Genomic DNA, 23795 nt, shown 5'->3' with positions numbered 1-23795 from the left:
GTATTAAAATTAGCGAATTAATAAAAATTAGAATATTTAATATGTTTAGCGAACGTTCGCTATTTGTTTTAGTTTATTTTTTATATCATTGAACTATCAATAAAAAAATAAGTAGTTATGAGTCAGGATGTTTTGGTAAAAGGAATTCAGTATGTAGGTTTTAATGGGGCTAATTATAAAAGTGTTTTAACAGATGATGCAAAACTGTTTTTAACTCATCTTCATGAAAAATTTAACAAAAAGCGATTACAGTTATTAGAGGAAAGAGAAATTGATCAGGCTTATTTTAATATGGGAAATTACCCTTCTTTTCCTTCAGAAACAAAAGCTATTAGAGAAGATGATTGGGTGTGTGCAGAATTGCCACACGATTTATTAGATAGAAGGGTTGAGATTACTGGACCGGTAGATCGTAAAATGATTATTAATGCTTTGAATTCTGGAGCTAAAACTTTTATGGCAGATTTTGAAGATAGTAATTCTCCTAATATCTCAAATAATTTAGAAGGTCAGATTAACTTAAGAGATGCAAACAACAAAACAATCTCGTTCTATAACGAGAAAAATAATAAAAAATATTCACTGAACAATCAAACTGCAACTTTGTTGGTAAGACCAAGAGGGTTGCATTTAAATGAAAAACATTTTATTATAGATGGACAAGAAATGTCTGGTTCTTTGGTTGATTTCGGATTGTATTTTTTTCATAATATTAAAACCTTACAAGAACAAAACTCAGCAACTTATTTTTACCTGCCAAAATTAGAACATTACAATGAAGCTAGATGGTGGAATGATGTTTTTGTGTTTGCGCAAGACTATTTAAATATTCCGCAGAAAACAATAAAAGCAACGGTGTTGATTGAAACAATTACGGCTAGTTTTCAGTTAGATGAAATTATATATGAGTTAAAAGATCATATGGCTGGTTTAAACTGTGGTCGTTGGGATTATATTTTCTCATATATCAAAAAGTTTAGAAATCACAGGAATTTTATGGTTCCAAATAGAGATCAGGTAACAATGAAAACTCCGTTTATGGAAGCATATTCATTGCGTGTAATTCAAACATGCCATAAAAGAAAAGTACATGCAATGGGAGGTATGGCAGCTCAAATTCCGATTAAAAATGATGAAAAAGCTAACGATGCTGCCTTTGCGAAAGTATTTGCAGATAAGGAGCAAGAGGTAAAGAATGGACATGATGGTACGTGGGTTGCACATCCGGGCTTAGTAAAAGTAGCAATGGATGTTTTTAATGAAAATATGACTACTAAAAACCAAATACATGTTTCTAGAGATGATATAAAAATTTCTGAAGCTGACTTAGTTGAAATGCCAAAAGGAACTATTACTGAAGAGGGAATTAGAAAAAACATAAATGTTGGTATCTTATATCTCGAAAGTTGGTTGCGCGGAAACGGAGCGGCAGCTTTGTATAACTTGATGGAAGATGCTGCTACTGCAGAAATTTCAAGAACTCAGGTTTGGTTGTGGTTACATCGTAATGTAAAGATTGAAGATGGTAGAAATTTTAATCTTTTGATGTATCAGTCATTAAAGAAAGAAGAGTTAGAAAAAATTAAAAATTTAGTAGGAGAAAGTAATTTTACAAATGGAAAATTTACACTAGCAATTGAGCTGTTTGATGAATTAGTTGTATCAAAAGAATACAAAGAGTTTTTAACGCTTTCGGCATACAAACATATATAAAAAAAAGTGTCTCGCAACTACGGCAATAGTTTGCGAGACGGAATTATCAAAATCTAGAAAACTTTAATAATTAAAAAACAAACTTATGAAAAATTTAGCGCAAGGAAGTTATAATTCGGCATTAGAAACCGTAAAATCTCTTAAGAAAAAATACGGTAGTACTTGGGATTCTATTACTTCTGAAAATGCAGCTAGAATGATTACACAAAATCGTTTTAAAACAGGTTTAGAAATTGCCAAATACACAGCAGGTATCATGAGAAAAGATATGGCTGAGTATGATGCAGATTCATCAAAATATACGCAGTCTTTAGGTTGTTGGCACGGATTTGTGGCGCAGCAAAAAATGATAGCAGTAAAAAAACATCATCAAACAACTAGTAAAAGGTATTTGTATTTATCGGGTTGGATGGTAGCAGCGTTACGATCTGAATTTGGACCACTTCCAGATCAATCAATGCACGAAAAAACAGCTGTTTCTTCATTAATTAGTGAGATTTATGATTTTCTACGTCAAGCAGATGCAATTGAGTTAAATGATTTATTTAGAAGATTAGAAAACGGTGAAGATGTACAAGATCAAATAGATAATTTCGAAACCCATATTGTACCAATTATAGCAGATATTGATGCAGGTTTTGGTAATGAAGAAGCAACATATTTATTAGCAAAACAAATGATTCAGGCGGGAGCTTGTGCTATTCAGATAGAAAATCAAGTTTCTGATGCAAAGCAATGTGGTCATCAAGACGGAAAAGTAACGGTTCCTCACGAAGATTTTATTGCGAAGTTAAATGCAATTAGATATGCTTTTTTAGAGTTAGGTATTGAAGACGGAGTTATAGTGGCGCGTACCGATTCTGAAGGAGCAGGTTTAACCCAAAAATTACCAGTAAGTCAAGAACCAGGAGATTTAGCATCGCAATATTTAGCTTTTGTAGAAGCTGAAGAAATTGGAATTGATGAAGCTAAAGAGGATGATGTTTTATTGAAGAGAGGCGGAAAATTAGTGCGCCCGGTAAGATTGGCAAACGGATTGTATAAATTTAAGGAAGGTTCTAATATTGATAGAGTAGTGTTAGATTGTATTACGAGTTTACAAAATGGTGCCGATTTATTATGGATCGAAACGCCAACTCCGCATGTAGGACAAATTGCAAATATGGTTAATAAGGTAAGAGAAGTGGTACCTAATGCAAAATTAGTATATAATAATTCGCCTTCTTTTAATTGGACATTAAATTTTCGTAATCAAGTATATGATACAATGTTTATTGAGGGAAAAGACATGTCTTTTTATGATAAAAACAATTTAATGGATGTTATATATGATGGCTCTGAATTATGTAGGATAGCTGATGAGAAAATCAGAACTTTTCAAGCAGATAGTGCGCGTGAAGCAGGTATTTTTCATCATTTAATAACGTTACCAACATATCATACAACAGCGCTTCATATGAATGATTTAACGGAAGGTTATTTTGGAGAGGACGGAATGTTAGCATATGTAAAAGGAGTACAGAGACAAGAAATCAGAAAAGGAGTTTCGTGTGTGAAGCATCAAAGAATGGCAGGATCTAATTTGGGTGATGATCATAAAACTTTTTTTGCTGGTGATAATGCTTTAAAAGCAGGAGGTGAGAAAAACACATCTAATCAGTTTGAATTAAATCAGCAAGAAATCAGAAAAATTGAAGTTGCAGTATAGATAATTTTAATAAACTAAAAGTGTATAATTAGTTAATTGTATATTTTATTTTGAAGTGAAAACTCCAGAGAAATCTGGAGTTTTTTAATTATTTAGATGTAATTTCATTTTAATATTACATCTTTCATAAGGACAGTTTTCTTCAACAGGAATTTCTATAAATCCATATTTTTTATAGATGTAAATAGCGTTTTCTAAGGCGGTATTAGAATATAAAATTAAGTTGTTCAACTGTAAATCAGTTTTAGCAAAATTTATACAATGCTGCATTAATTTTTGTCCGATTTTAAAACCTCTGTGTTTTGGTGAAACGGCCATTTTCGTTAACTCGAAAGTAGTTCCTTTTGGCATTAAAGCAACTGTACCAACAATTTCATTATTTAATTTTGCGAAAAATATATGTCCGCCTTTATTAATAATATATGTAGTAGGATTGCTTAAAACTTCTTCATCAAAAGGTTCAACATAAAAAAAGGTTTTCAGCCATTCTATATTCAAGTCATAAAAATGAGTAGAATATTGCGTTTTAAAATTTTCTATTTCTATTGTATTCATTTTACAAAAGTATAAAATACTATTGTTTTATTATAATAACTTACCTAGAAATTAAATTCCATGGAAATTAAATTTATTTTTTGTACATTTGCATTGAAATTAAAACGAATCAAGATGAAAAGAGATAAAATTATTTTTTATGTGACTACAGGTTTATTAACCGTAATGATGCTGATGTCTGCAGGAATGTACTTTTTTAATAATGCAGAAGTATCAACAATGTTTGAAGGGTTTGGTTATCCATCTTATATTATTTATCCATACGGAGTTGTAAAAATTTTAGGGCTAATAGCTTTGTGGTTTTTTAGAGGTAAATTTTTAAACGAATGGGCATATGCAGGTTTTTTCTTTGCTTTTATTCTTGCCTTTTTTGCGCATTTTATGATTGGAGATGGGGAGCAATTTGGTGCAGGAATAGCAATGGTTTTATTAATAACTTCGTATGTGTATAGTAAAAAAATATAAATGGCAAGTAAAGTATCTTCAGAAACCATATTAACAACTGATAATTATTATGCAGAGGCGACTATGCGAAATTATAAGGCAGTAATTGATGTACCAACAAATAAAGGAGGTAATAATAAAGGACCAACGCCTGTAGAGTATTTATTAACAGCAATTGGTAGTTGTGTGTCAATTACATTACGAATGTATGCAGAGCGTAAAAACTGGAATGTTGGTAAAATAACGGTCAACGTAACTCAGAAAGAAGAGTTAACATCCGAAGGAATTAAAAAAACATTAACAGAAGAAATATCTTTTGAAAAAGAAGTTACAGAGTCGCAAAGAATTAAGTTGTTAGAAATGGCAGGGAAATGTCCTGTTGCTAAAATGGTAAAAGGTGAAACACCAATAACTTCTAAAATAATTTAAGCATGAAAAAAATAATAGCATTTGCAGGTGGCAATAGTAAAAAATCAATTAATAAAGAATTAGCAATTTATGCTGCTAGTTTAGTTGATGGAGCAGAAGTAAATATCTTAGATTTAAATGATTTTTCGTTACCTGTGTATGGAGTTGATGAGGAAACCATAAATGGAATCCCTGAAAGTGCTCAGAAGTTTTTTGATTTAATTCAAAATGCAGACGGAATTATTTTATCCTTAGCAGAACATAATGGAAACTTTACGGTTGCCTTTAAAAATATGTATGATTGGATGTCTCGTATTAATCAGAAATTATGGAATAACATTCCGATGTTATTAATGGCAACATCTCCAGGAGGAAGAGGCGGAGCATCTGTTTTATCAATAGCTAAAAATGGATTCGCTCACATGGGTGGAAACGTAGTTGCTGATTTTTCATTACCTAGTTTTTATGATAATTATAAAGAAGGAAGTATTGTAAATGAAGAATTAAATGAGCAGTTAAAAAAATCGGCTGCCATATTTAAAAACTCATTATAAGTTGTTAAATGAGTTGACTTTATATTCCTTGGGATTAAAAAGTGTTTTTTTGTAAATTTGTATTCAGAAAAGAAGTGAAAAAATGAAGATTATTATATACGGTAGAAAAGGACATGCGCACACAGTAGCTTTTAAAAATTATTTACGAATAGCAGACATTCCGTTTGAATATAAAGATGTAGCTACTGATGAAAAAGCTAAAGAACACACAAAAGAATTGTACGATGGCGTTTTAAAATACCCAACATTATTTATTAATGATGAGGTGTATTTAACACCAACTTCTGATGAGTTTAATAAAATATTACAGGAAGCTAGCCTAAAGGGATAAGTTGATTTTATACTAATTACGATTAATTAAAAATGGGAGATATATCAAAAGACATAAAATCTAAATTTCCAAGTAATAAAGTAAAAGCATTAATAAATATTAAATATACTGCAAATTGGTTAAGTAGTAATGAAAATGAGTTTTTTAAACCTTACGGAATTTCACCACAGCAATTTAATATTCTAAGAATTTTACGAGGCGCCGGAGAAGCTATAAAAGTGCAGGTTATTAAAGACAGAATGATAGAACGAGCTCCTAACGCAACTCGTTTAATGGATAAGTTATGTGATAAAAAATTCATAGAAAGAATTCGTTGTGATCATGATAGAAGAGTCGTTTATATTAATATCTCTAAACAAGGATTAGAATTATTAAAAGAGATTGATACATCATTGAATTTAGATTATTTAGGTAATTTAACAGAAAAAGAAGCTGCTCAGCTGAGTGATTTATTAGATAAAATTAGATAAAATATTTATTAGTTATAGGGTTAAAATTGACTAATTACGTAAAGATATTTTCCATGGAGATTATTTAGCGTTAAATCAATAAAAATGAAGAAACTAAAAACAATACAACATAAAGTAGCGAGTCCTTTAGTTAACATGGGGCCAATAAAACTACGCCAACCATTACCAACAGAAGACATCGAAAATGTAGATCCTTTTTTGTTGTTGCACCATTACGGACCGTATGCTATTAGTGAATTTAACAATCCGTTTGATTTAGGGCCGCATCCACATCGTGGTTTTGAACCTATTACATTGTTATTTAAAGGCGAACAATTACATAGAGATTCTTTAGGAAATGAAATGATTGTAAAAGCTGGTGATGTACAATGGACAACAGCTGGTAGAGGAATTATTCATGCAGAAGGTCCATCAAAAGAATTTATTAAAAAAGGAGGTGATTTAGAAGGGATTCAATTGTGGTTAAACTTACCAGCGTCAAAAAAAATGATGCCAGCGAATTATCAACATTTAAAAAGTGAATATATCCCTGTAATTGAAAACGATGATGAAACTATTCAGTTAAAAGTTATTGCCGGAGAGCAGGCTGGTAAAAAAGGTTTGATAAAAACGCAAACAGCAGTGAATGTTTTTACTGTAAAGACAAAAGAAAATGGTAAAATGGATATAAAGCTTCCAGAAAATCATCAATCTTTAGTTTATTTGTTAGATGGTGAAGTTTTGATTAATAATGTAGCAACCTTAAAAAAGGGAGCAACACAAATGCTAACTTTTAATCAAGATGGTGATTGTATTGAATTTGAAGCTAAAAAAGAAAGTACTTTACTTGTATTGTCAGGAGAGGAAATTAAAGAAAAAGTAACGCAATATGGTCCTTATGTTATGAATACACAAACCGAAATTATGGAAGCTATGCGTGATTATCAAAAAGGAAAAATGGGTTATTTATATTAATGTTTTTAAAAAACAGTTTTGGCTCTAACAGTTGCCATTATATATACTTTATGAATGCGATAAATATTTAAAACGATGAAAAAAATAATTCACAGAGCAGCCTCTAGAGGTTATGCAGATCATGGTTGGTTAAAGTCTAATCACACGTTTAGTTTTGGAAGTTATCAGGATTTTGAAAGAATGAATTTCGGAATGCTCCGTGTTTTAAATGATGATATTGTACAACCAAAAATGGGCTTTGGTACGCATCCTCATAAGAACATGGAAATTATTTCTATTCCGATTTCAGGTGCATTGTCTCATAAAGATAGTATGGATAACAAACGATCGATAGAAGTAGGAGAAGTGCAGGTGATGAGTGCCGGAACAGGAGTAACACATTCTGAATTTAATGATAGTAAAACAGAAGAAGTTAATTTTTTACAACTTTGGATTATTCCAGAAATAGAAAATGTAACGCCATATTACAATCAAAAAATGTTTGATAAAGTGGAAAGGAAAAACAAATTTCAAACATTAGTATCCCCAAGAAATAAGCAAATAGCAAACTCTTTACCTATAAATCAACAAGGTTATATAGCAATGATTGATTTAGATAAAGGTATAGAAGTTACATATCAAATAAAAAGTGCAGCTTATTTTTTCTTGATAGACGGATCGATTGATGTAGAAAATGACACATTAGAAACAAGAGATGCAATAGGTATTTATGATGTAGATGTCGTAACTATTACTGGTAACAAAAACAGTAAATTATTGGTTATTGATGTACCCATGAATATGTGATAATAATTGAATTTATTTATTCAAAAACCTTAGCCTATAAAATTCGTAGTTCTCTTTTGTAGTATTTTTATCAGATGAAAAAAAATATCAATACTTCAGTTATAATTAAGCTAAAACTTATTTGATACTTAATTTATCTTACTTAACAGATATTAATATCATAAGAATTACTTATTAATATTTTATGATTTTGTAATTAGTTGTTTTACTTTTTAAGTTCAAAAAATAAACATATATTGCAAAGTATTATGCGTGCATAATACTTTTAAATATTCAATTCATGAAATACAAACATATATTTGAGCCATTAGATTTAGGTTTTACAACCTTAAGAAATCGTATTCTGATGGGATCTATGCATACTGGTTTAGAAGAAGAAAAAAATGGAACAGAAAGACTTGCAGCATATTATGCAGAGCGTGCTAAAGGAGGAATAGGATTAATTATTACAGGTGGAATATCACCAAATATTCAAGGATGGACGGCTCCATTTTCTGCTCGAATGAGCACTAAAAAACATGCAAGAGAACATAAAGTAGTTACAGATGCAGTGCATAAAGAAGGAGGTAAAATTTGTATGCAAATTTTACACTCTGGTCGTTATGGATATCACCCAGTAACAGTAGCACCGTCAAAAATACAAGCCCCAATAAATCCGTTTAAACCGTTTGCTCTAAAACAATCAGGAATTCGTAGAACCGTAAAAGACTTTGTGAACTGTGCAAAGCTAGCACAAGAAGCTGGTTATGACGGGGTAGAAATTATGGGTTCAGAAGGGTATTTGATTAATGAGTTTATTGTCAAAAAAACAAACAAAAGAACCGATAATTATGGAGGAAGTTATGAAAATAGAATCCGTTTAGCAATTGAGTTAGTCCATAAAATTCGTAAAAGTGTAGGTGAAAATTTTATTATTATTTACCGATTATCAATGTTAGATTTAGTTGAACAAGGAAGCTCATGGGAAGAAGTTGTTCAATTAGGAAAAGAGATTGAAAAAGCAGGAGCTACTATAATTAATACAGGTATTGGTTGGCACGAATCACGAATTCCTACTATTGCAACATCGGTACCAAGAGCCGCGTTTACTTGGGTGACACAAAAAATGAAAGAAGAATTATCAATTCCGTTAATAACTTCTAATCGTATAAATATGCCAGAAACGGCAGAGAAAGTATTAGCAGAAGGACATGCAGATATGGTTTCTATGGCACGTCCTTTTTTAGCAGATCCTGAATGGGTAAATAAAGCTAGAGAAGAAAAGGATGATGAAATAAACACTTGTATTGCATGTAATCAAGCATGTTTAGATCATGCTTTTCAGAAAAAAGTAGCCAGCTGTTTGGTAAATCCGAGAGCTTGTCATGAAACAGAATTCAATTACAATCCAGCAGAAAAAAAGAAAAAAATTGCAGTTGTAGGTGCAGGACCCGCAGGTTTGGCAGCTTCAACCATTGCTGCTCAAAGAGGACATGAAGTTACACTTTTTGATGCCGATAAAGAAACAGGAGGTCAGTTTAATATCGCAAAACAAATCCCCGGTAAAGAAGAATTTTATGAAACAATCCGTTATTTTAATAAGCAATTAGAATTACATGATGTAACAGTAAAGTTAAATACTAGAGTATCTGCTGATGATTTAGCGAAAGGTAATTTTGATGAGGTTGTAATAGCAACAGGAATTAAACCTAGAGAGTTAAAAATTAACGGAATTGATCACGAAAAAGTATTAAGTTATATTGATGTCGTTAAGTTCAAAAAATCAGTAGGTAAAAGAGTCGCCGTTATTGGAGCAGGAGGTATTGGTTTTGATGTTTCAGAATATTTAGCACACGAAGGAGAAAGCACCGCTTTAAATATTGATGCTTGGCTAAAAGAATGGGGAATTGATAAAACACTTAAGTCAAGAAGTGGGATTGAAGGAGTAAAAGCAGCAATACATCCATCACCAAGAGAAATTTTTATGTTCAAACGAAGTAAAGGAAAGTTTGGAGCGAATCTTGGAAAAACAACAGGTTGGATTCATCGTGCAACTTTAAAGAAGAAAAAAGTACAATTCATTAATGAAGTGCAATACACTAAGATTGATGATGAAGGATTGCATTACACTCAAAATGAAGAACAAAAAATATTAGCAGTTGATAATGTAATTATTTGTGCAGGTCAAGTTCCGTTAAAAGAATTACTAGCGCCTCTAGAAGCCAAAGGAATAAAAACCCATGTAATTGGAGGTGCAGATTTTGCTTCAGAATTGGATGCGAAAAGAGCTATTAATCAAGGAAGTAGATTGGCAGCTGGAATTTAAAAATATAAGACCCTCGAATATTAAAAGTCCTGCTTTTTTGCAGGACTTTTTTTGTTAGATAATTAAATAGTATTTTTAGCAAACTAACTACAAAAAACCAAGATGAAATCATTTACAATAAAAGAAATTAATTCATTATTAAACGGAGAATTAATAGGGAATTGTTCTGAAGAAATTACCGCTCCAGAGCAAATAGAAAAAGCAAAAAAAGGTCAAATTACTTTTATTGGAAATAAGAAATTCGCGCGTTTATGGGATAGTTCTAATGCAAGTGCAGCAATTATAGATGCTAAAATAGAAATTGAACCAGGAGTTGATAAAGCATTTATAAAAGTAACAAATGCCGATCTAGCAATGGCAAAATTATTGGAAGCATTTCAAGAAAATGGGCCTCATTTCGAAACTGATATTCATTCAACGGCAGTAATTGATAAAACAGCAAAAATAGGTGTCGGTTCTAAGGTTGGTGCTAACACGTATGTTGGTAAAAATGTGGTTATTGGAGATGGTGTTATTTTGTACCCGAACGTTTCAATTTTTGATGATACGACTATTGGAAACAATACTGTAGTTTGGTCGGGTACCGTAATTAGAGAAAGAAGTATTGTAGGAAATGATTGTATTTTTCACGCTAATGTGAGTATTGGGGCAGACGGATTTGGTTACAGACCAAGTGAAAAAGGGTTGACTAAGATTCCGCATATAGGAAATGTTGTAATTGGTAATCAAGTTGAGGTAGGCGCAAATTCATGTATAGATAGAGGTAAGTTTAGCTCTACTATTTTAGGCGATGGATGTAAGATTGATAATTTGGTTCAAATCGGTCATAATTCGGTATTAGGTAGATTTTGTATTATGGCAGGAAATAGTGGATTAGCAGGGTCAGTTACCTTAGGTGATGGTGTTGTTATTGGCGGAAGTGCTTCTATAAAAGATCATACAACAATTCATTCAGGCGCAAAAGTAGGTGCAGGATCTGGAGTAATAGCAGATGTTGCGGCAGGAAAGACAGTAGTTGGTTACCCAGCTGCAGAAGCTCGTGAAATGATGAAACAATGGGTAGCTTTACGTAAGTTAGCTAGAGGATAAAAATAGCATAAAAAAATCTTACTATTTAGTGAGATTTTTTTTATGCGAATTATTTAAAGAGAGAATAAATCCCGATATTTGCAATTCACATTTTTTATAAAAAGTAAATTATGGCAATGAATAAAAATACTGTCCTAGCTTGGGCAACGTTTATAATGATTTTAATAGGTCTTTTACTGGTATGTTTAGGAGCTTTTAGATACGATGAAGTAGCTGGCTATGGATTTGCAGCAGTAGGTTTAGGTTTCTTTGCAAATGCATGGGTTTTTAATGCATTAAAAGGAAGAGTTTAATTAATAAAAAAACAATAAAATGTCAGACGATAAGAAGGTCATTTTTTCAATGAATAAGGTTTCAAAGACCTTTCAAAGTACTAATAAACAAGTTTTAAAAGATATTTATTTAAGTTTCTTCTACGGAGCTAAAATTGGTATTTTAGGTTTGAACGGATCGGGTAAATCTACCTTATTAAAAATCATCGCAGGAGTTGAGAAAAATTTTCAAGGAGATGTAACTTTTTCACCAGGATATAAAGTTGGTTATTTAGAGCAAGAGCCTAAATTAGATGATAGTAAAACAGTTATCGAAATCGTAAAAGAAGGAGTTGCTGAAACTGTAGCTATTTTAGAAGAATACAATAAAATCAACGATATGTTTGGTTTAGAAGAAGTGTATTCTGATGCAGATAAGATGGATAAGTTAATGGCACAACAAGCAGAGCTTCAAGATAAAATTGACGCTTCTAATGCTTGGGAACTAGATACGAAGTTAGAAATTGCTATGGATGCTTTACGTACTCCAGATGGTGATACGCCAATTAAAAACTTATCAGGAGGGGAAAGAAGAAGAGTTGCTTTATGTAGACTTTTATTACAAGAACCTGAAATTTTATTATTAGATGAGCCAACTAACCATTTAGATGCAGAATCTGTTCACTGGTTAGAGCACCATTTAGCGCAATATAAAGGAACTGTAATTGCAGTAACACACGATAGATATTTCTTAGACAATGTTGCAGGTTGGATTTTAGAATTAGACAGAGGTGAAGGAATTCCTTGGAAAGGGAATTACTCTTCTTGGTTAGATCAAAAATCTCAAAGAATGGCACAAGAAAGCAAAACAGCTTCTAAGCGTCAAAAAACATTAGAACGAGAATTAGAATGGGTTCGTCAAGGAGCAAAAGGTCGTCAAACAAAGCAAAAAGCACGTTTGAAGAACTATGATAAATTGATGAGTCAAGATCAAAAACAAACTGATGAGAAATTAGAAATTTATATTCCTAACGGACCACGTTTAGGAACCAATGTTATTGAAGCGAGTGGCGTTTCGAAAGCATTTGGTGATAAATTATTATATGATAATTTAGAGTTTAATCTTCCGCAAGCGGGAATTGTTGGAATTATCGGGCCAAACGGTGCAGGTAAAACCACCATTTTTAAAATGATTATGGGAGAAGAAACTCCTGATGGCGGAAATTTTAAAGTAGGTGAAACTGCTAAAATTGCCTATGTAGATCAAGCACACTCTAATATCGATCAAGATAAATCTATTTGGGAAAACTTTTCTGAAGGACAAGATTTAGTAATGATGGGAGGAAAGCAAGTAAATTCTCGTGCATATTTAAGTCGTTTTAATTTCGGAGGAAGTGAGCAAAACAAAAAAGTATCTACACTTTCTGGTGGTGAGCGTAACCGTTTGCATTTAGCGATGACTTTAAAGGAAGAAGGAAACGTTTTATTATTAGATGAGCCAACAAACGATTTAGATGTAAATACATTAAGAGCCTTAGAAGAAGGTTTAGAAAACTTTGCAGGTTGTGCGGTTGTTATTAGTCACGATAGATGGTTTTTAGATAGAATTTGTACACATATTTTAGCTTTTGAAGGAAATAGTGAAGTGTATTTCTTTGAAGGAGGTTTCTCTGAATATGAAGAAAATAAGAAGAAACGTTTAGGTGGAGATTTAATGCCAAAACGTATTAAATATAGAAAATTAATTAGATAATTAGTTACCATATATTACAATAAAAAACAAAAACTCGAAGCTAGCATACTTCGAGTTTTTTCTTTCCTTTTCATTTAACAATTCTCCCACCAATAATTAAAACTGTTTAGTAGATAGTTTTTCATAGTTTGTGATTTGTGTTAAAGCATTGTTAAATGCAATAAGTGTGCCGAAACCATAATTAAATATTGTTTTTATTAAGTATTTGATAATTAATTTGTTTTTAAATATCAATTAGCTAGTAATTTGTTAGTTTTGTGTGTTTTATGATAAAATAAAAATAAGTTTAAAATACTCAATTTAATGGAGCTTCATAATAAGCTAAGTTGATTAATTATAGAAATAAAAAAAACCGAAGCAAGCTGCTTCGGTTTTTTTTATTTCTATAAATTGTGTAAGTCTTTAACTATGAAAAGCAGCATTATGTGCTAAATCTCCAGCACAACTTTTACATTTACCAGCAGCATCTCCGCCTCCTGCGCAACCATTAGTACAAGTATAGTGGTATTGGCCTGCAGCATTTGGTCCGGCAGCAGGTGGTGCTACAGGAGTTGATATTGGTGTTGTAGTAGGTGTTTGCGGTGTATTATGAAAACCTTGGTTATGTGCAAGTGCTGTTTTACAAACGGGACAAGCGCCTTTAACACCAGAAATTCCTCCTTTACATTTTTTTGGACAGATATAATGTGCGCCACCTACAACACTAGTTGCAAGATTATTATTGTTTGGAAGTGTAGGAATTGGGCGTTCGTTAAAAGGAACGTTTAATGGGTGTGTAGCTGCTTTTTTTTCTTCTGTTTTACAAGAATAAAAACATACAATTAATAAAGCGAATATTGGGATTAATTTTTTCATGCTCAAAGATATAAAAAAAACCTCGCCCAATAAATAGGCGAGGTTTCAATTATATAAATTTTTAAGAGTCTTATAAGTGAATCACTTCATCATAAGCATCAGCAACAGCTTCCATAACCGCTTCACTCATTGTTGGGTGAGGGTGAATTGTTTTTAATACTTCATGACCTGTAGTTTCTAATTTACGACCTAAAACAGCTTCAGCAATCATGTCGGTAACACCAGCACCAATCATATGGCAACCTAACCATTCACCGTATTTAGCATCAAAAATTACTTTTACAAAACCATCAGGAGTTCCAGCTGCAGTAGCTTTACCAGAGGCAGAGAAAGGAAATTTACCAACTTTTAATTCGTAACCAGCTTCTTTTGCTTGTTCTTCAGTTAAACCAACAGATGCAATTTCTGGAGTAGCGTATGTACAACCAGGAATGTTTCCGTAATCGATAGCTTCAGTATGTACACCAGCTAATTTTTCAACCAAAGTAATTCCTTCGGCAGAAGCAACGTGTGCTAATGCAGGTCCAGGAGTAACATCTCCAATAGCAAAATATCCAGGAATGTTAGTTTGGTACCAGTCGTTTACTAAAATTTTGTCTCTATCAGTTATAATTCCAACATCTTCTAAACCGATGTTTTCAATATTCGTTTTAATTCCAACAGCCGATAATAAAATATCTGCCTCTAAAGTTACTTCTCCTTTTTTGGTTTTTACAATAGCTTTTACACCATCACCAGAAGTATCAACAGACTCTACAGAAGAACTTGTCATTACTTTAATTCCCGCTTTCTTAAAAGAACGCTCCATTTGCTTAGAAACATCTTTATCTTCAACAGGAACAATATTCGGCATAAACTCTACAACAGTAACATCAGTTCCCATTGAATTGTAAAAATGCGCAAATTCAACACCAATAGCACCAGAACCTACAACTATCATAGATTTCGGTTGGCTTGGTAAGCTCATTGCTTCACGATAACCGATTACTTTTTTACCATCTTGTGGTAAATTTGGTAATACTCTAGAGCGAGCACCTGTTGCTATAATAATATTATCTGCACTATATTCAGTTACCTTTCCGTCTTCGGCAGTAACATCAACTTTTTTACCAGTTTTAATTTTACCAAAACCGTTAATAATATCAATTTTGTTTTTCTTCATTAAAAAAGAAACACCTTTGCTCATTCCTTCAGCAACACCACGACTACGTTTAATAACCGCTTCGAAATCTTTATCGATTGCTTCTGCCTTTAAACCATATTGATCAACATGTTTTAAGTAATCGTAAACTTGAGCAGATTTTAATAATGCTTTTGTAGGAATACAACCCCAGTTTAAGCAAATTCCACCTAAATTTTCTTTTTCAATTACTCCAACCTTAAATCCTAATTGAGATGCTCTAATTGCAGTTACATATCCTCCAGGACCACTTCCGATTATTAATACGTCGTATTTCATGTGTATGTTTTTATTGTTGTTTGTTTATTCTTATTATTTATGTCACTTCGACTGATTTCATTTTCAGAATCATATCGATAATTTGGGCGTTCGAGCGGGCTTTCACTACTCGCTTTTTTAGTTTTGTTCTCGATACAAATTTATTCATTCTTCATAAATTTACTCGAACTGACAACTAAAAAGAGCTCAAACACATCGTTCAATCCCTAACGCTTGTACTTGTTAAGTATCTACATTCTCTCAGGAACCTGAATTCCTAACAATCCAAATGCTGATTTTATAGTATCGGCTACCTTTTTAGATAACTGAACTCTAAATACTTTTTTATCTTGATTCTCTTCTCCTAAAATATGTACGTTTTGATAAAATGAATTAAATTCTTTTACCAACTCATACGTGTAATTTGCAATTACTGCAGGTGAATAATTCTTCGCTGCTTGCTGAATTATCTCAGGATATAACTCTAATTGTTTTATTAATTCTTTTTCTTTAGCATGCAATTCAATTGTAACTTCTTTTGAAGAGTCAAAATCTGCTTTTCTTAAAATAGATTGAATCCTAGCATAGGTATATTGAATAAAAGGACCTGTATTTCCTTGAAAATCTACTGATGCTTTTGGGTCAAACAAAATTCTCTTTTTAGGATCTACTTTTAATATAAAATATTTTAAAGCACCTAATCCGATAATTCTATATAGTTCTTCTTTATCTTCATCAGAATAACCTTCTAACTTTCCTAATTCTTGAGAAATCGTACGCGCAGTATTTGTCATTTCATCCATTAAGTCATCAGCGTCAACAACTGTTCCTTCACGAGACTTCATTTTTCCAGAAGGTAAATCTACCATTCCGTAACTTAAATGATGCAATTGCTCTGCCCAAGAATAACCTAATTTCTTTAAAATTAAGAATAATACTTTAAAGTGATAATCTTGCTCGTTACCAACCGTATAAACCATTCCGCCAACATCTGGCATGTCTTTAGAGCGTTGAATAGCGGTACCAATATCTTGAGTCATATAAACTGCTGTTCCGTCTGAACGTAACACCAATTTTTCGTCTAAACCTTCGTCAGTTAAATCGCACCAAACCGAGCCGTCTTCTTTTTTAAAGAAAACACCACTTTTTAAGCCTTCATCAATAACATCTTTCCCTAATAAGTAGGTGTTACTTTCGTAGTACAATTTGTCAAAATCTACTCCAATACTCTTATAAGTAACATCAAAACCTTTATAAACCCAAGAGTTCATTGTTTCCCAGAGGGTAACAACTTGTTCGTCTCCAGCTTCCCATTTACGTAACATTTGTTGTGCTTCAATAAATAAAGGAGCTTGCTTTTTAGCATCATCTTCAGAAATTCCTGAAGCTATTAAAGTCGCAATTTCTTTTTTATATTCTTGATCGAACTTTACATAGTAATTACCAACTAATTTATCACCTTTTAAACCTGTTGATTCTGGAGTTTCTCCTTCTCCAAACTTTTGCCAAGCCAACATCGATTTACAAATATGAATACCACGATCGTTAATAATCTGTGTTTTGTATACTTTTTTACCTGAAGCTTTTAAAATTTCAGCAACCGAATATCCTAATAACACATTACGAACATGTCCTAAGTGTAAAGGTTTATTGGTGTTTGGCGATGAATACTCTACCATACGAGAAGAATCATCCGCCGAAGGCGAAATAAATCCGTAAGTAGTATCTGTAGCTATTTTATTAAAGAAATCAGTATAAAAACTATTTTCAATTACTAAGTTTAAGAAACCTTTTACCACATTAAAATTAGTGATTTCAGTAACGTTTTCAACTAAATAAGCGCCTAAATCGTTACCTATTTGAACTGGATTTCCTTTTTTATACCTTAAAAGAGGAAAAACCACTACGGTGATATCTCCTTCAAAATCTTTACGAGTTGCTTGAAATTCTACACTAGGAATTTCAATATTATATAAGGCTAAAAATCCTTCTTTTACTTTGGTTTCTATTAAGGTTTGTATGCTCATTAGTTGTTGAAAATTGAAGTGCAAAATTACATAATTTATTTGGATGATATTTAAACTGATTCTAACAATTTATATGGTTAGTTTTGCAGTAAGTTTTGTCTTTAATATTTCTGAATATTATTTCAGGTAATTATGCGTTAATTAATAGCATCGAAACTTCTTCTTAAAATAAAAATTATGGATAAAGATTTAGAGAATTTAGAAAAGTTAGCAGCAGACGTAGAAAAGCAAAATAAAAAATACTTTGCCACTATAAAAAAGCGAGTTCCTAAAAATTTTGATGTTGTAGTACAAGATATACATGAGAAGGAATTTGCAAAAACTGATTGTTTAGATTGTGGTAACTGTTGTAAAACTACGAGTCCGATTTTTACAGATAAAGATATCGAGCGTATTTCTAAGCATTTAAAAATGAAAGTTCGTGATTTTGAAGCACAATATTTAGAGCGTGATTCTGATAATTTTATGGTGTTAAAAACAGCACCATGTTCATTTTTAGATGAAAGTGATAATTCTTGTTTTATTTATGATGTGCGCCCGAAAGCATGTTCAGAATATCCGCATACAAATCGTAAGAAATTTATTCAAATAGCAGATTTAACAATAGCAAATACGGCTATTTGTCCTGCAACATACAGAATTGTAGAAGAGCTTAAAAAGCGTTTGCCAGTTAGATCTAACGAGAAAATAAAAAGATTAGGTTAATATTATATTTGTTTTAGCTGTAAAAAGCATTGAATTTTTACAGTTAAAACAAATGATATAATTTTTAATGCTTGCTATTAACTGTTAAAAATAACAAGATTCATGTTGTAGCCATCGACCTTTTCTTTTTAAGTCAAAATCAATATGAAGTACAATTTCGTGAGAATTAAAATTATTACTTAATCCTGTTAATTTAGTGTCGTAAGCATATCCTATTCGGTATTTTTCATCAATAATTAATGCAAACATTACGCTTACAGAATCGTCATAACGATACGAAATACCTGCTTCTAAAAAATTGTCGTAAAGGAAGTTAGTATTAAAATCGATAGAGACAGGAAGGTTTTTAACATATTTTACCATGGTAGATGGTTTAAATAAAATATTATCTGTTAATTCTAATCGCACTCCACCTGTCATAAAATAACTCATGTTACTAGAAAGCTCTCCAGTTGATGAATTTTGTTGTATTTGAAATTGAGGAGTTTTTAATAAGTATGGTATTGAAAAACCGACAAAGTATTTTTTAGTATAATAATAGGCACCAAATCCAATGTTAGGATAATTTCCGTTTGTTGAATTATAAGTTTCATTGTCTGGTGTGATTCCTTCAGATAAGTTATCATTAAAAAAAGTAATACCTCCTTTTAATCCAAAAGAAAGCCTTGTATATCTCGACATTATTAAGGTGTATGAGGCATCTACATTTATATTGGTGCTTTCTGATAAACCTACTTTATCATTTATAACAGTTGTTCCTATGCCCAAACCATTATTTGTTCGTCCGTTAATAGAAAAAGTATTAGTCGTTGGTGCACCTTCTACACCAGCCCATTGTTGGCGGGTTAATAAAGACATATTTAAATCTGACCTTGCACCAACGGTAGCAGGGTTTATAATTTGCATATTGTATAAATATTGCGTGTAGTGTGGTGTTTGTTGAGCCGCACAGATAATACTATAACAAACAGTAAATACGGTTAAGAATGCTTTTTTTGTAAATATCATCTTATAAGTTGTATAAAGTTTGTTTTAACTTTTGCTTTACCATCATTAAAATCTAACGTGTAATAATAAACCCCAGCTGGTACAGGTTTTCCATTGTAGTTTCCATTCCACCAAAGAGGTGTTGTTCTTCCATTATTATTGTAGTTATATATTTCACTTCCCCAACGATCATAAATTATGAGTTTAAAGTTTGGGAAACCTTCAATTCCAGAAATTTTAAAGGTGTCACTTTTTCCATCGCCGTTAGGTGAAAACAGATTAGGGACATCATTATCTTTAATAGTACCTGTATTTAGTATAATATTAGATGGATTTGATATATTTAAACTTGTTATTGTTGTTTGTAATAACATTGTTTCTATATTTTCATTTAATCTATCATCAATCGTAGGAATAATTATTGTTGTTGAACTTGTATTTGCAGATATATTTTTAGAGGTTATTAATGTTTGATAATCTAATGTCCCGTTTGCTGTTACATCAAAAGTTTCTATATTAAAATTTAGAGGTAAGTGGTTTAACATTGGTTCTAAACTAGCATTTAATAGTTGTGCTGTAAAAACTAAAGGTTCACCTTCGGTTACTATTACGTCATCTATCTGTATTATAGGGTCTGGATCAATATCAATAATACTGGCTGTTTTATCTAAATCTTGGGTGCTTATATTATTGCTTATTACAATACCATTTACGAGTAAATCTTCTGTGTCTGGTTCGTTTAAATTATCAATTATTGTAGGGATATTAAAAGAAACAGATGTATTTGCATTGCTAGGGTTTACAGTTCCTCTAATTGTAAAAGTGGCGTTAATACTTGTGTAATCATTAGGGCTTATAGCAACATCATCAGTTGTGTTTATAGCTATATTTATAGGAGTTGATGATGGGTGGCTAATGGTAATTGTATGCATTAAATCAACACCTTCGTTTTCCATAGAATTGTTCATGGTGATTGATGGTGGTACTTCATTATCAATAATGGTTGCAACTCCTGAAATAGTTGTATTAACGGTATTATTTGAGGTTATGGTTCCGTTAATAGTAAAAAGTTCGTCAAGTTCATGAATAGTGTCTTCTATTGAAGTAACATTGAGAGTTGTTGTTTCTTGAAAGGCAGGAATACTTATTGTTGAAGCATTTATTTGATTGTAATCATACGGAGTTATAGCTATAGTGTATTGGGTAGTTGTAGCTGTTCCGTCACTGCTTGAAAAATTAATATTTATTATTGAGGCACTTTGAGTTAAAACAGCATGGTCGTTTTTTGTTACTAATGAAATAGTAAAAAGGAGAGGATCGCCTTCATTAGCAGTTACATTGTTGATGAGTACAAAGATAGCATTAGTTTCTCGCCAATCTTTTTCAGGATTATCAGTATTATCGATATCAGGAAAACTTGATGGAGTTTGGTTGTTTGTAGGATTTACAAGGTTGTTGTCTTGATCGTAAGCATCATCTAACCCGTCATTATCAGCATCAGAATTTGAAGTTATTGTTTCGGGTGTTCCATCATTATTAAAGTCCCATCCTTCAATGTAGTCATCACGGATATCGTTGTCTGAGTTTAAATCTATATAATCAGGAATAAGATCACCATCAGTATCTGTAGGGGTTAATCCGTTTGGGTAAGCTGTGTCAACTCCATTGATTTGGTAGGTGTTGTTTGGCGGTATATAGCTGTTGGTTGGTTGTGCTTCTATATTATCTACAATTCCATCATTATCTGCATCAATGTCTATATAATCAGGATTTCCTGCAGTATCGGTATTTCGAATTGTGTAAGTTATTGAGGCTGCTAAAGTATCATTGTTTTCAATTGTATTATGAAGTCCATTTAAGCCTACATTCATGTCAGTTTTTCCTTCAGAAGTAAGATTTAAATGACCATTTCCAGCTTCTACAATATCAAAAATACCGTCATTATCACTATCTAAATCAAAATGGTTGGGTATTCCGTCATTATCAAAGTCAAAAACATCAACAACCCCATCATTATTGGCGTCAATATTAAAATCGGTGTCTTTATAATTAGGTATAAAATCGCCGTCATGATCATCTAACGGATCTAAACCATTGTACTCTTCAATATCTGGAATGGTATCATTGTCATCATCAATATCTATTTCGTTATTTATTGTATCATTGTCTGTATCTGTAGAAACATTTAGGGCTATTGCTCCTGTTGAATTTGCGTTATTATTTAATGGGTCAATAGCTGTAAATTGAGCAACATTATCACCGATACATTCTTCTTCAAAAAGAACAGAAAATTGGATAGTAATGGTTTCATTGGCTTCTAAAATCCCAGAATTACCATCAAAAAAATTAATATCAGAAGTACCATTGTAAGATGGATTTAATACGGGATTTGTAGTTGCTGTAGAGTTTTGAAAAAATGGAGTGCTAACTGAAAGAATATTTCCTCCACAAATAGCATTTAAGTCATCTTGTAATTGTAATTGTTCAATTTGAACAGCGCTACTGGTATTGGTTATAGTAATTTGAAAAGTAAGTTCTTGGTGTTCTAAAATTCCATTAGGTTGTTCATCAATCAAAGAAATAATTTTTTTGGTTGATGACGAAGCACTAAATGAAAATCGCATACTAGTAGTAGTACATGTACATTGAGAAGCAGATGAAGCGACTCCTGTTGGAGAGGAAGTAGTATAGTAACGATCTAAATGATTTCCTAAACTATCTGACCAAGTGGTGTATGAATATCTTCTAGAGTTTGTTAAAATGGTTTCATCAAAATCGTCTAAATTACCTTGTGTTTGTGATATTTCTAACTGATCAAAAGAATTGGCATTTGAAGATGAAATAGGGGCTATATGATAAAATATTTCTAAAATTATAGTTTCTCCTGCTGCTAATGAATTGTTAGTGGTTAATAAGAAGGAATCTGTATCTCCGTTATAATTAGGGTTGATGGTTACGGTTGGACCAGAAATTTGAGAAACAACGATATTGTTAAAATTGATTCCGTTATCAATAAAATTACCTAAGCCCATGTTATAATTTACATTTGTAGCAGTTCCAGCTCCTTCATTGGTAATAATTACTCGGTTGTTATAATCAAATGTACCATCAGAGTTTACGATAGGATTGGTTTCAGGTACATGTAATGCAGCAGCAATAATAGCTTCTGTTGTATGAAAATCTGATATAGAAAGATTTTCAGTAGCATTTCCAATAGACGAACTAACATTAAAAATTGTATTAAAATCAATACCAGATCCTGAAGGTGTAGGATTAGGGCGTCCGTTACAAAACGGATTAATTGTAACACAAAATCTAATATTTATAGATTGTCTTGGGTATAAAACAGCGTTATTAATCGTAGCGCTATCAAAAATTGCACTTGATGTTAGGTTTAAAAAATTGGGATTTACATTTGTTGTGCCGTATTCTAAAGGATATGGATTGTTTACGTAATCTACGGTTCCTGATGTGGTTATCTCCATTTCACTAATTTCGGTAACACAACCATTACCAAAAATAGCTTGTAAATTATTTGTTAAATTAATATTACGAATAAGATTTGAAGCATGATAATCTCTAGCGGTACTTGTATTTGTTATCGACATTTCATAGAGTATTCTATATTCATCATTAACAGTATAGCCTTGATTACAACTCTCTATATTACTTATCTCAATTAAATCGGTTATGTTTTCAACAGTTAAATATAAATCAGCAGTAGTTGTATAAGTACCATCAGAAATAGTGTAGGTAATAGTATCAACATTACCTGTGTAATTAGTGTTAGGCGTAAAATTATAACTACCATCTGTATTTAGAGTAATACTACCTTGACTAAAATTGGCTGTTTGACCAGCAACAAAATTAATACCATTAATAGTAAAAGAAGTAACTGTTAAAACATTGTTATCAGCATCTGTATCATTATCCAGTACACCAGGAGCATTTACAGATAAAAGCGTATTTACTTCAGCGGTGTCATAATCATTAAAAGCTTCGGGTTCATTTTCATTTTCAACTGTTATTTGCAGGTCTGCAGTAGCAGAAAACGTACCATCAAAAAGGGTATATGTAATAACGCTTACCATACCAATATAATTGGTGTTAGGAACAAAATTATAACTACCATTAGCATTTATCGTAATGGTACCTTCACTGAAAATGGCTGTTTGTCCTGCGGTAAAATTAATACCGTTAATGGTAAATAAAGTAATAGTTAAAGGGTCGTTTTCTAAATCAGTATCATTGTCTAGTAATCCAGGAGCAGTTACATTTAAAACGGCGTTAATATCAATTGTATTAAAGTCATTTATACCATTAGGAGGTGTTTGTGCTCTGCTAAATTGAGAAAATAGTAAGCAAAAGATTAAAATAGTATAACAGCCTTTTAGCATAATTTTTGAAATGAGTGGGTAAATAATAATTGCAATTTATGATAATTAAAATAATTATTCATCAT

20 protein-coding genes are annotated in these 23795 nt (G+C 31.9%); 14 read left to right on the top strand and 6 right to left on the bottom strand.

Annotated elements, in window-relative coordinates; all coding sequences use genetic code 11:
* Window positions 1–117 precede the first annotated feature (117 nt).
* Complete coding sequence (aceB, locus tag N2251_RS10015; RefSeq protein ID WP_260586585.1) at window positions 118–1713, top strand: malate synthase A; 1596 nt, start codon at window positions 118–120, stop codon at window positions 1711–1713.
* A gap of 85 nt (window positions 1714–1798) precedes the next feature.
* Window positions 1799–3421 (top strand): isocitrate lyase, encoded by a 1623-nt coding sequence (locus tag N2251_RS10010; RefSeq protein WP_260586584.1) that lies wholly within the window; start codon window positions 1799–1801, stop codon window positions 3419–3421.
* An 84-nt stretch (window positions 3422–3505) separates the two neighbouring features.
* Here N2251_RS10010 and N2251_RS10005 read toward each other — a convergent pair whose 3' ends face one another.
* Window positions 3506–3976, bottom strand: coding sequence for a GNAT family N-acetyltransferase (locus N2251_RS10005; protein ID WP_260586583.1), 471 nt, complete (start codon window positions 3974–3976; stop codon window positions 3506–3508).
* 114 nt (window positions 3977–4090) lie between these two features.
* Between N2251_RS10005 and N2251_RS10000 the strand changes: the two genes are divergently transcribed.
* The 11 genes from N2251_RS10000 to ettA all read left to right on the top strand — a co-directional run bounded on the left by N2251_RS10000 (window position 4091) and on the right by ettA (window position 13321).
* Window positions 4091–4441, top strand: a complete 351-nt coding sequence (locus tag N2251_RS10000) for a DoxX family protein (protein ID WP_260586582.1) — start codon at window positions 4091–4093, stop codon at window positions 4439–4441.
* Window positions 4442–4849 carry an OsmC family protein gene (locus N2251_RS09995; protein ID WP_260586581.1) on the top strand — a complete coding sequence of 136 codons (408 nt, stop codon included), beginning with the start codon at window positions 4442–4444 and terminating at the stop codon, window positions 4847–4849.
* A 2-nt stretch (window positions 4850–4851) separates the two neighbouring features.
* The gene (locus tag N2251_RS09990; RefSeq protein ID WP_260586580.1) at window positions 4852–5382 is read left to right on the top strand and encodes an NADPH-dependent FMN reductase; all 531 of its coding nucleotides are present in this window, start codon (window positions 4852–4854) and stop codon (window positions 5380–5382) included.
* Between the two features lie 82 nt (window positions 5383–5464).
* Window positions 5465–5713: a glutaredoxin family protein gene (locus N2251_RS09985; RefSeq protein WP_260586579.1), complete on the top strand. Its 249-nt coding sequence runs from the start codon at window positions 5465–5467 to the stop codon at window positions 5711–5713.
* Window positions 5714–5745: 32 nt separating this feature from the next.
* Entirely contained in the window at window positions 5746–6183 is a 438-nt protein-coding gene (locus tag N2251_RS09980) for a MarR family winged helix-turn-helix transcriptional regulator (protein WP_260586578.1), read from the top strand.
* Window positions 6184–6267: 84 nt separating this feature from the next.
* Window positions 6268–7137 (top strand): pirin family protein, encoded by an 870-nt coding sequence (locus tag N2251_RS09975; RefSeq protein ID WP_260586577.1) that lies wholly within the window; start codon window positions 6268–6270, stop codon window positions 7135–7137.
* A gap of 75 nt (window positions 7138–7212) precedes the next feature.
* Window positions 7213–7923, top strand: coding sequence for a pirin family protein (locus tag N2251_RS09970; RefSeq protein ID WP_260586576.1), 711 nt, complete (start codon window positions 7213–7215; stop codon window positions 7921–7923).
* Window positions 7924–8203: 280 nt separating this feature from the next.
* A complete protein-coding gene (locus tag N2251_RS09965) occupies window positions 8204–10228 on the top strand; it encodes an NADPH-dependent 2,4-dienoyl-CoA reductase (RefSeq protein WP_260586575.1) in 2025 nt (674 codons plus the stop codon).
* Window positions 10229–10330: 102 nt separating this feature from the next.
* Complete coding sequence (gene lpxD, locus N2251_RS09960) at window positions 10331–11317, top strand: UDP-3-O-(3-hydroxymyristoyl)glucosamine N-acyltransferase (RefSeq protein WP_260586574.1); 987 nt, start codon at window positions 10331–10333, stop codon at window positions 11315–11317.
* A 116-nt stretch (window positions 11318–11433) separates the two neighbouring features.
* Window positions 11434–11610: a CAL67264 family membrane protein gene (locus N2251_RS09955; protein ID WP_260586890.1), complete on the top strand. Its 177-nt coding sequence runs from the start codon at window positions 11434–11436 to the stop codon at window positions 11608–11610.
* A gap of 19 nt (window positions 11611–11629) precedes the next feature.
* Entirely contained in the window at window positions 11630–13321 is a 1692-nt protein-coding gene (ettA, locus tag N2251_RS09950) for an energy-dependent translational throttle protein EttA (protein ID WP_260586573.1), read from the top strand.
* A 402-nt stretch (window positions 13322–13723) separates the two neighbouring features.
* Here ettA and N2251_RS09945 read toward each other — a convergent pair whose 3' ends face one another.
* The 3 genes from N2251_RS09945 to argS form a co-directional block, all read right to left on the bottom strand.
* Window positions 13724–14176 (bottom strand): heavy metal-binding domain-containing protein, encoded by a 453-nt coding sequence (locus N2251_RS09945; protein ID WP_260586572.1) that lies wholly within the window; start codon window positions 14174–14176, stop codon window positions 13724–13726.
* Between the two features lie 70 nt (window positions 14177–14246).
* The gene (lpdA, locus tag N2251_RS09940; RefSeq protein WP_260586571.1) at window positions 14247–15635 is read right to left on the bottom strand and encodes a dihydrolipoyl dehydrogenase; all 1389 of its coding nucleotides are present in this window, start codon (window positions 15633–15635) and stop codon (window positions 14247–14249) included.
* 230 nt (window positions 15636–15865) lie between these two features.
* Entirely contained in the window at window positions 15866–17641 is a 1776-nt protein-coding gene (gene argS, locus N2251_RS09935) for an arginine--tRNA ligase (RefSeq protein ID WP_260586570.1), read from the bottom strand.
* Window positions 17642–17818: 177 nt separating this feature from the next.
* On the opposite strand from argS, the gene N2251_RS09930 reads away from it, so the two are divergent.
* Complete coding sequence (locus tag N2251_RS09930) at window positions 17819–18346, top strand: YkgJ family cysteine cluster protein (protein WP_260586569.1); 528 nt, start codon at window positions 17819–17821, stop codon at window positions 18344–18346.
* Window positions 18347–18430: 84 nt separating this feature from the next.
* Here the strand turns inward: N2251_RS09930 and N2251_RS09925 are convergent, their stop codons facing one another.
* Together N2251_RS09925 and N2251_RS09920 are read right to left on the bottom strand one after the other, a co-directional pair.
* A complete protein-coding gene (locus N2251_RS09925; RefSeq protein WP_260586568.1) occupies window positions 18431–19354 on the bottom strand; it encodes a PorP/SprF family type IX secretion system membrane protein in 924 nt (307 codons plus the stop codon).
* Complete coding sequence (locus tag N2251_RS09920; RefSeq protein ID WP_260586567.1) at window positions 19351–23730, bottom strand: T9SS type B sorting domain-containing protein; 4380 nt, start codon at window positions 23728–23730, stop codon at window positions 19351–19353. Before N2251_RS09920 ends, N2251_RS09925 begins: the two co-directional genes overlap by 4 nt.
* Window positions 23731–23795: the final 65 nt, after the last annotated feature.

This window comes from Tenacibaculum haliotis, assembly GCF_025215075.1.
Lineage (GTDB): Bacteria > Bacteroidota > Bacteroidia > Flavobacteriales > Flavobacteriaceae > Polaribacter > Polaribacter haliotis_B.
This window is presented reverse-complemented; position numbering and strand designations above follow the sequence as displayed.

Excerpts from the sequence above, each read along its gene's own strand:
- aceB (WP_260586585.1), top strand. The coding sequence starts at position 118 with ATGAGTCAGGATGTTTTGGTAAAAGGAATTCAGTATGTAGGTTTTAAT.
- N2251_RS10010 (WP_260586584.1), top strand. The coding sequence starts at position 1,799 with ATGAAAAATTTAGCGCAAGGAAGTTATAATTCGGCATTAGAAACCGTA.
- N2251_RS10005 (WP_260586583.1), bottom strand. The coding sequence starts at position 3,976 with ATGAATACAATAGAAATAGAAAATTTTAAAACGCAATATTCTACTCAT.
- N2251_RS10000 (WP_260586582.1), top strand. The coding sequence starts at position 4,091 with ATGAAAAGAGATAAAATTATTTTTTATGTGACTACAGGTTTATTAACC.
- N2251_RS09995 (WP_260586581.1), top strand. The coding sequence starts at position 4,442 with ATGGCAAGTAAAGTATCTTCAGAAACCATATTAACAACTGATAATTAT.
- N2251_RS09990 (WP_260586580.1), top strand. The coding sequence starts at position 4,852 with ATGAAAAAAATAATAGCATTTGCAGGTGGCAATAGTAAAAAATCAATT.
- N2251_RS09985 (WP_260586579.1), top strand. The coding sequence starts at position 5,465 with ATGAAGATTATTATATACGGTAGAAAAGGACATGCGCACACAGTAGCT.
- N2251_RS09980 (WP_260586578.1), top strand. The coding sequence starts at position 5,746 with ATGGGAGATATATCAAAAGACATAAAATCTAAATTTCCAAGTAATAAA.
- N2251_RS09975 (WP_260586577.1), top strand. The coding sequence starts at position 6,268 with ATGAAGAAACTAAAAACAATACAACATAAAGTAGCGAGTCCTTTAGTT.
- N2251_RS09970 (WP_260586576.1), top strand. The coding sequence starts at position 7,213 with ATGAAAAAAATAATTCACAGAGCAGCCTCTAGAGGTTATGCAGATCAT.
- N2251_RS09965 (WP_260586575.1), top strand. The coding sequence starts at position 8,204 with ATGAAATACAAACATATATTTGAGCCATTAGATTTAGGTTTTACAACC.
- lpxD (WP_260586574.1), top strand. The coding sequence starts at position 10,331 with ATGAAATCATTTACAATAAAAGAAATTAATTCATTATTAAACGGAGAA.
- N2251_RS09955 (WP_260586890.1), top strand. The coding sequence starts at position 11,434 with ATGAATAAAAATACTGTCCTAGCTTGGGCAACGTTTATAATGATTTTA.
- ettA (WP_260586573.1), top strand. The coding sequence starts at position 11,630 with ATGTCAGACGATAAGAAGGTCATTTTTTCAATGAATAAGGTTTCAAAG.
- N2251_RS09945 (WP_260586572.1), bottom strand. The coding sequence starts at position 14,176 with ATGAAAAAATTAATCCCAATATTCGCTTTATTAATTGTATGTTTTTAT.
- lpdA (WP_260586571.1), bottom strand. The coding sequence starts at position 15,635 with ATGAAATACGACGTATTAATAATCGGAAGTGGTCCTGGAGGATATGTA.
- argS (WP_260586570.1), bottom strand. The coding sequence starts at position 17,641 with ATGAGCATACAAACCTTAATAGAAACCAAAGTAAAAGAAGGATTTTTA.
- N2251_RS09930 (WP_260586569.1), top strand. The coding sequence starts at position 17,819 with ATGGATAAAGATTTAGAGAATTTAGAAAAGTTAGCAGCAGACGTAGAA.
- N2251_RS09925 (WP_260586568.1), bottom strand. The coding sequence starts at position 19,354 with ATGATATTTACAAAAAAAGCATTCTTAACCGTATTTACTGTTTGTTAT.
- N2251_RS09920 (WP_260586567.1), bottom strand. The coding sequence starts at position 23,730 with ATGCTAAAAGGCTGTTATACTATTTTAATCTTTTGCTTACTATTTTCT.